Below are 7,514 nucleotides of genomic sequence, written 5' to 3'. Positions count from 1 at the left end.
AGATTACTACACCGAAAGGTGTGTTACTTGTTAAGTTGATTGAACCGCCGTGTACCGAACGGTACGCACGGTGGTGTGAGAGGTCGGGAAAATTTATTTAATTTTCCCTCCTACTCGATTGTCATAGAATAAGGTTCCAATAACATTAAAAAGCCTTCTATGCAGGAGCTTTTTTGGGTGCACATTTACAGTTTATAAAAAGCTGCAATTTTTCATTCAAAAATTCACATGGAAATTGTATAATGGATTCATAATGAATAAGTAATACCTGCGGATAAGAAGTAGGAATAAAAGAAAAAGTATTCACAATAATGGGAAAGAGAAAAAGTATGGGAGAGAACAGTAACAGACCGGGCAGCAGTCAAAACTGCTATCTGCCCGAGAATACCATATTGGACGGCAGATATCGAATCCTGCGTGTCCTTGGAATGGGAGGCTTCGGTATCACCTATGAAGCAATTAATGAAAAAGTAAACCGTCACGTAGCAGTAAAAGAGTTCTGGGACAGAGATTACATGGAGCGTCAGGGGACAAAGGTTGCAGTTATAGATGAAACAGCCGGTGAACGCTTTCGTGATATAAAATCAAAATTTTTAAGAGAAGCCAGAAGACTGGGAGATTTCACTACAGAACAGGGAATTGTTCATGTACTGGATTATTTTGAAACAAATAATACCGCCTATATTGTAATGGAATATGTAAGTGGGATTACTCTGGCGCAATATCTGCAGCAGAGCGGACAGGTAGCACCGCAGGAAATGTTTCGCCTTCTTTTTCCGCTTATGGAAACCCTGGATAAGGTTCATAAAAACGGCGTCATCCACCGTGATATCAGCCCGGACAATATTAAACTGGTACGCACAGAGAACGGAGAAACCAGTGTAAAATTGCTGGATTTCGGGTCTGCCAGAGCCTATGCTGATAATAAAACCTATACCATTGAACTGAAAGAAGGATATGCACCACTGGAACAGTATTCAGACAGCGAACAGGGACCATGGACGGATGTATATGCACTGTGCGCAGTTATTTACCGCGGAATTACCGGAGAGAAACCCATCAGCGCTACTGTAAGAGCCATGAATGGAATACTTCTCATGCCTTCTCAGCGAGGTATCACAATAGATGCAAGACTGGAACGCATCCTGAAAAAAGGCCTGAGTCTGCAAAGAGAAAGCAGATATCAGTCCATCGAAGAAATGCTTGCAGAACTGAAACCAATCCTGGAACCAAAGAAGAAAAAAAGAACAGGAAAGAAAAATATATTTTTTCTGGGAATCAGCTGTGCCTGCTGTGTCCTGGGAGCTAGTGCTTTCTTTGGCTGGAACTACTACAAAACCCATCAGGCATTTTTCAAATTTCACGGAAAAGAAACAACTACACTCCTTCTGGCACCCTATGACAATGTAGGTGCACAGGACTACCAGAAAGATATCAAAACTATGAAAAGCAGACTGGATATTGCGGTAGGAGAAGAGAATTATATTCTTACGGAAAAAGAAGATGGATTGAAGCTGGAGATTCCGGTGGAGTTTTTTGAGGAACAGAAAGAAGAGGAAAACAACAGCGAGGACAAGGAACAGAGTCTGGAAGAATATATAAATGATTATATTACAGAAAAAGTGGCAGCAGCCCACAGAAAGGCAATTACAGTAATAGAACCGAAAGAAAATGGTTCTTATGATATATCCAGAGAAACATTAAACGATGATGACATAATTTCAGTAGAAAAAAGAAAAGGAAAGTTTCCAATAGAATATTATCTTCCGGCAGAAATTGGGAGTAATCCAGAGAAAGCAGAAAGTTATGTGGAAGTAAAAATTTCAGAAAAAGCTGCAAAAAGGATTAAAGAGAGTTTACAGAAACGGTTACAGTCTGGTAAGGGAGAAAATAGAAGCTATATGTTTTTGACAACAGATCCCTGTTATCCGGAATTAATGAATTACACTTTAGGTACTGATTTGAACGGGGATTGGACTACTTACTACAGACCACTTTTCTCAGATGATGATAAATGGAAACTTTTATGGCAGGATTTTACGTTAAGTGAAACTTATCAGGTACTGAATGCTGATAATATGGAAGCAGACTGGGAAGAACAAAGTGATATGTGGGGAGCTTTCCAGCATAAAGCAGAAGATATTAAGGAGCCATTTGTATGTGCCGAATATATAAGTTACGATACTGCTGACATAGTCAAAAAAAGGGGAGATGGTAATTGGCTGGAGACAATCTATGATCTGAAAAAAAGACTGGATACATTAGAGATTCCATATGCATTTGGTACATTTCCAGAAGGACGCAATAAATTTGCTGTAAAAATAGCACAGAAAGATGTGAGTAGATTTATCCTTGAGAAACTTCGTGCAAATTTGTCAAGTTCAGATCTTAAACTTTCAGCAGATGATGATAAAGGCGATGACTTTGATGACTGGGACTGGCAAGTGCAGTTTAAAGATTCTGATGATATAGCATTGAGATATGAACCGGAATCCGTTTATGAAGAAGCGTATGAACGAAATCAATTAAAGGAATGGGAAGAGTCAGTCAAAGACAGAATTGTTTTGAAGGTCTGGGACTATGAATTGGCAGCAGTAAATTTCGTTGATGTTGAGGCTGGGAAAGATTTAAAATTGAATGTAAATTTGCAGAATGATTCACATATTTTTGAAAAAAAGGACATCCCATTACTTAAATTTATAGTATGTGTGCAGAATCAATTTCCTTCTCCACTTTCTAATTATTATTTAACGAATGTAAGATACTTTTCAAAGAAGAATGAACCTGAAAAAGAAGCACAGGAAGAAAATAAAAATTATGAAGTAGAAATGGAAAGCCTGAAAAAATTGAAATCTATGCTGAGTGAAATTAATGAAGAAGCAGAGGCAGAAGAAGCAATTACGATATCTGGGCATGAAATAGAGATTCGTCTTAATCGGAATACATATGGTGAAGAGTATGGAGAGCAGACGGTGATGGATATAGAAGCTTTATTTAAAAATACAGATTGGCTAAAGGGAAATATTTCTTTAAAAATATTCCCTGGAAATCGAACGGATGGAGAGAATATTTCCATATATCAGGGATGGAAAGACGATAAGAAGGAATGGGAACTTTTTTATGAATATACAGATTCATCGAATGCGGAACAGCAAAAAATAGAGGAATTGCTTAAAAAAAGTAGTGTTTTGCAAGACTATGTAACAGAAAACAGTTTTGTTTATGGGGCGTTATGGTGGTAGAAAGATGGAAACTAATAAGGTATCAATAGGTAGTCTGCTGGATGAGCGATATGAAATAAAAAGAATACTGGAAGCAGACTCAGATACAGCACGTTATGAAGGATGGCATCAGCGTGTGCAGAAAAAAGTCCTGATCCAGGAGGTAGACCTTCAGAAAGAAGATATAGAAGAAATTCTTTTCAGAGCCCGTCAGCTTGGGGATTTTTCGGATATGTCAGGACTCTGCCATGTATCAGATCAGTTTGAGGCAGGAGATAAAGCTTATATTATCTATGATTACCCGGAGGGTATCTGCCTGAAACAGTATATGGAACAAAAAAAGCGGATATCAGAAGAAGAACTGACGGAGATGTTTTTACCAGTTTTGCGGAATCTGCAGAAACTCCAAAACGCAGGAATACGAAATCTTACTGTTTCCCCGGAAATGCTCTACAGAAGTGAGAATGGGGAATTGTGTCTTGTGCCGAAGATTGTGGATTATGAGACGGATGATGTTGAGTATACTTATTCTGTGAGTGAAATCTTTTATGAATGTCTTTCTGGAAAAAAGCCGCAGGACAGATTTATTCGTGTTCTTTTTGATGAAACAGAGCCGTTGGAAACATGCGATTTGAAGGGAAATGCAGAATTTCACAAAATTGTGGAAAAGGGAATGAATATAGATTCGGAAAGCGGATTTCAAACACCGGAAGAACTCTATGAAGCCTTGGTTAACTGGAAGAAGGATAATGTAAGTCAGAGGGGAAATTCCCTGTATTTTATTGGTGGATGTGTCCTGCTGGGAATTCTGGCAGTAGCTGTTTTGCTTGGACTGTGTAAGAAATATGAGGAACAGATTCGATTTCTGGGAGTAGATACAGAAACAATTATGCTGACTCCACCTGATGAAATGAAACAGAAAGATTACAAAAATTCTGTAGAAATCATTAAAAATAGAGTGAAAAAATTGTCGAAGAATAATAAGTATTGGGTTGAAGATGATAATGGTAAGATTCGAATTGTAATTCCTTATGAACTTTATGAAGAGACGAAAGAAGATAGTAAATTAGAAACATATTTGACCACACCATTGAAAGTGCGAATTGGAACACATGTAAATTGTTCTGGTATATGGGTACGGCAGGATGGAGATATAGAGCTTTCTCAAAAGGAAATTAAAGATATTAAAGAAATAGAACTTTCGAATGAAGAAAAACATGATCTGGAATCTGAAGAGGGATATGATTTCAGTAAGATAACTAAAAAACTTGAAGTAACAATATCAGATGAAGAAGCACAATTAGTGAAGAATACATTGATTCCTCAGTTAGTTTCTGGAGGAGAGAACAAGGTTGACCTGTGTGGATTTTTGGAAGACGATGGGGAGCGCTGTAAAGCTGAAATAAGTGAAGGCGATTGGCATAAAATATATATTTACGAATCTCCCCGGATGGAAATGGCATTTCCGGTATTGCTTGATAGTAGCTTAAAAAATGAGTTCAAAATGAAAGAAGAAATTCCTACAGACTGGCTAAACAGAAGTTCTGATCTTTTTACAAATTGGACAAGTGAAGATCTGATAGAGGAACCTTCTGTAAAATTGCAATATGGTACTTATAAATCCAAGCTGGATGAGGGAGATTATTATCATAATCTGGGAGATCTGGCAGGACGACTGGAATGCCTGGAAATTCCGTATGCAATAGGAACTGCGAAAAATAACAAAAACATTTTTGTGATAAAAGTACAGCAGAAAAATATTTCTGAATTTGTAGCAGACATACTTGGGGGAGAAGGAGGAACAATCCAGTATGGACTGTATGATCGTTGGGGGAATAAATTATATTTTTCGAATTATGAGCTGAAAGCAGAGGATGATAAATGGATTTTATGTTTTGAGAGTACTAATGAAAACATGAAAGAATTCATGGATCCTGTTCTTGAAGACGATGGAAATGTTTATTTAAAAGTAGCGAATAGTTATGAGATAGCAAAACTAAATTTGAAAGAGATGCCTGCAGGAACTGGAGAAGAGGGGGAATATGATAAAAAGTATTATGAATTTACATTTGATGATGCATTGATGAGTAAGTCTGGAGAATTCTCTGAAGATATGAAACCATTAGCGGAGCTTTTTAATATGCTTGGACAGGAAGGAAATATGAATGTAGATTATGACCTGAAATATAGTCAGTATAGCAGCAAAAAGCAGACAGTTTCTGAAAAAGAAGAAAGCAGGTCTGCATGGGAGTTTTATCCGCATGATGCAGTAATGACAAAAGAGACTATTGAACGGATAGATTCAGACGCAGAAGTTCTGATCATCAAGCAGCTCGATAATAAGTTGTACGTTAAATTTCATATGGACGAGAATTATGGCATAGAAGAAGTTTCAGAAAGAATATGGACAATCTGGAAGAAAGGAAAAATGAATAAGGGAAATTGTGAAGTCTGTTTTTACATAAATGATATAAGAGAAGGTCCATATATAAGTATTGACAGGAATCATCTGGAAAGAACATGGAGAGTAGGAATTTATGGCGACAGTTCTAATCCTGATGAAGGAAAGTTTAATGCTTTTAAGAAAAAAATCCAGGAAATCTTTTCACAGGAATCAGATGTAACTTTTCTATAAAATATCTGTTTGATTAAGAATGTAGATATGCTATATTTTTCGGTAAAGTCAAATTAATTACAGAAAATAATAAACAATAGGAGGAAAGTGTGTATGAGCAACAGCACGTTGGAAAGCAAGAAAAAGACAGAAAACGGCGTGAAGCGCATGGCTTTTTCTGTACTGGCAATTCTTTTTCAGGTTGGATTTATGTTGGTAGTTTTCAAGCGGTTAAATGCATATGCGGGAGTGATCGATCTGTTTACCCGTATTTTTGCAATTGTTCTGGTATTGAAGATTTATGGCAGTCATCAGACTTCAACTATGAAAACACCGTGGATCATTTTGATACTGGCATTTCCAATTATGGGTGTGACATTATTTCTGCTGATAGGTCTTAATGGCGGAACCTGGAAAATGCGGTCAAGATATGAAAAGATTGATGCAAAATTATTGCCACTGCTTCCAAAAAATAGTGAAATTCAGAAGAAACTTCAGGATAAAATTCCCAAAGCGGGAGGTATTTCTTCTTATTTATCCAGTTATGCCGGATATCCGGTTTATCAGAATACAGATATGATCTATTATGACGAGGCCATCAAAGGACTGAATGCACAGCTTGAAGATATGAAGAACGCCGAGAAATTTATCTTCATGGAGTATCATGCGATTGAAGATGAAGAGGCATGGCACAGAATTCAGAAAATTTTGGAAGATCGTGTGAAGGCGGGCGTTGAGGTGCGGGTTTTCTATGATGATATGGGATCCATCGGTTTTGTAAACATGGATTTTGCACGAAAACTGGAAAGTGTCGGCATTCAATGCCGTGTATTTAATCCATTTTCACCGGGCTTCAATATGTTTCTGAATAACAGAGATCACCGTAAGATTACTGTGATCGATGGAAAAGTAGGATTCACCGGAGGCTATAATCTGGCAAATGAATACTTTAATATCACACATCCTTATGGAATGTGGAAAGATACAGGCGTGCGTATGGAAGGAGATGCCGTGCGCTCACTGACAGTGGCATTTCTGGAAATGTGGAATGCAGCCAGCAATGCCCACCCGGATGAGATTGACATGGAACAGTATCTTCAGCCGTATTCATATCAGGCAAAGCAGAACGGCTATATTCAGCCTTATGCAGACAGTCCTCTGGATGGTGAACAAGTTGGAGAAGAAGTATATATCAGCATGATCAATAAAGCTGAGAAATACTGTTGGTTTATGACGCCGTACCTGATCATTACAGATGAGATGACTCACGCACTTTCACTGGCAGCTAAACGTGGCGTAGATGTACGGATCATTACACCTGGAATTCCAGATAAAAAGCTGATCTACAGTGTAACAAGATCCTTCTATAATGGACTGGTGATCAATGGAGTTCGTATCTTTGAGTGGACACCTGGATTCTGTCATGCAAAGATGTGTGTGGTGGATGATTGCATGTCTACCTGCGGAACCATCAATATGGATTATCGAAGCCTTTATCATCATTTTGAAAATGGATGTTTCATGGCGGGTTGTGATGTGGTACTGGACATCAGACATGACCTGGAACATACAATATCAGAGTGCAGAGAAGTAACTGATCAGTATAAAGAGGGACGCAGTGCAACACTCAGACTGGGACAGATGTTCCTGAGACTGTTTGCGGAACTGCTTTAATATTA

3 protein-coding genes are annotated in these 7,514 nt (G+C 38.0%); all 3 read left to right on the top strand.

Features of this window, described 5'->3' with window-relative positions; genetic code table 11:
* The first annotated feature begins 329 nt into the window (after positions 1–329).
* The 3 genes from KQI87_RS14350 to cls all read left to right on the top strand — a co-directional run bounded on the left by KQI87_RS14350 (position 330) and on the right by cls (position 7,509).
* Positions 330–3,242, top strand: a complete 2,913-nt coding sequence (locus KQI87_RS14350; protein ID WP_216460727.1) for a serine/threonine protein kinase — start codon at positions 330–332, stop codon at positions 3,240–3,242.
* A gap of 4 nt (positions 3,243–3,246) precedes the next feature.
* Complete coding sequence (locus KQI87_RS14345; protein WP_216460726.1) at positions 3,247–5,856, top strand: hypothetical protein; 2,610 nt, start codon at positions 3,247–3,249, stop codon at positions 5,854–5,856.
* Between the two features lie 93 nt (positions 5,857–5,949).
* Complete coding sequence (gene cls, locus KQI87_RS14340) at positions 5,950–7,509, top strand: cardiolipin synthase (RefSeq protein ID WP_216460725.1); 1,560 nt, start codon at positions 5,950–5,952, stop codon at positions 7,507–7,509.
* Positions 7,510–7,514: the final 5 nt, after the last annotated feature.

The sequence above is a fragment of the Blautia sp. MSJ-9 genome, from assembly GCF_018919065.1.
GTDB lineage: Bacteria > Bacillota > Clostridia > Lachnospirales > Lachnospiraceae > Blautia_A.
The sequence above is the reverse complement of the archived record's forward strand: the minus strand, read 5'-3'. Positions and strand labels throughout refer to the sequence as shown.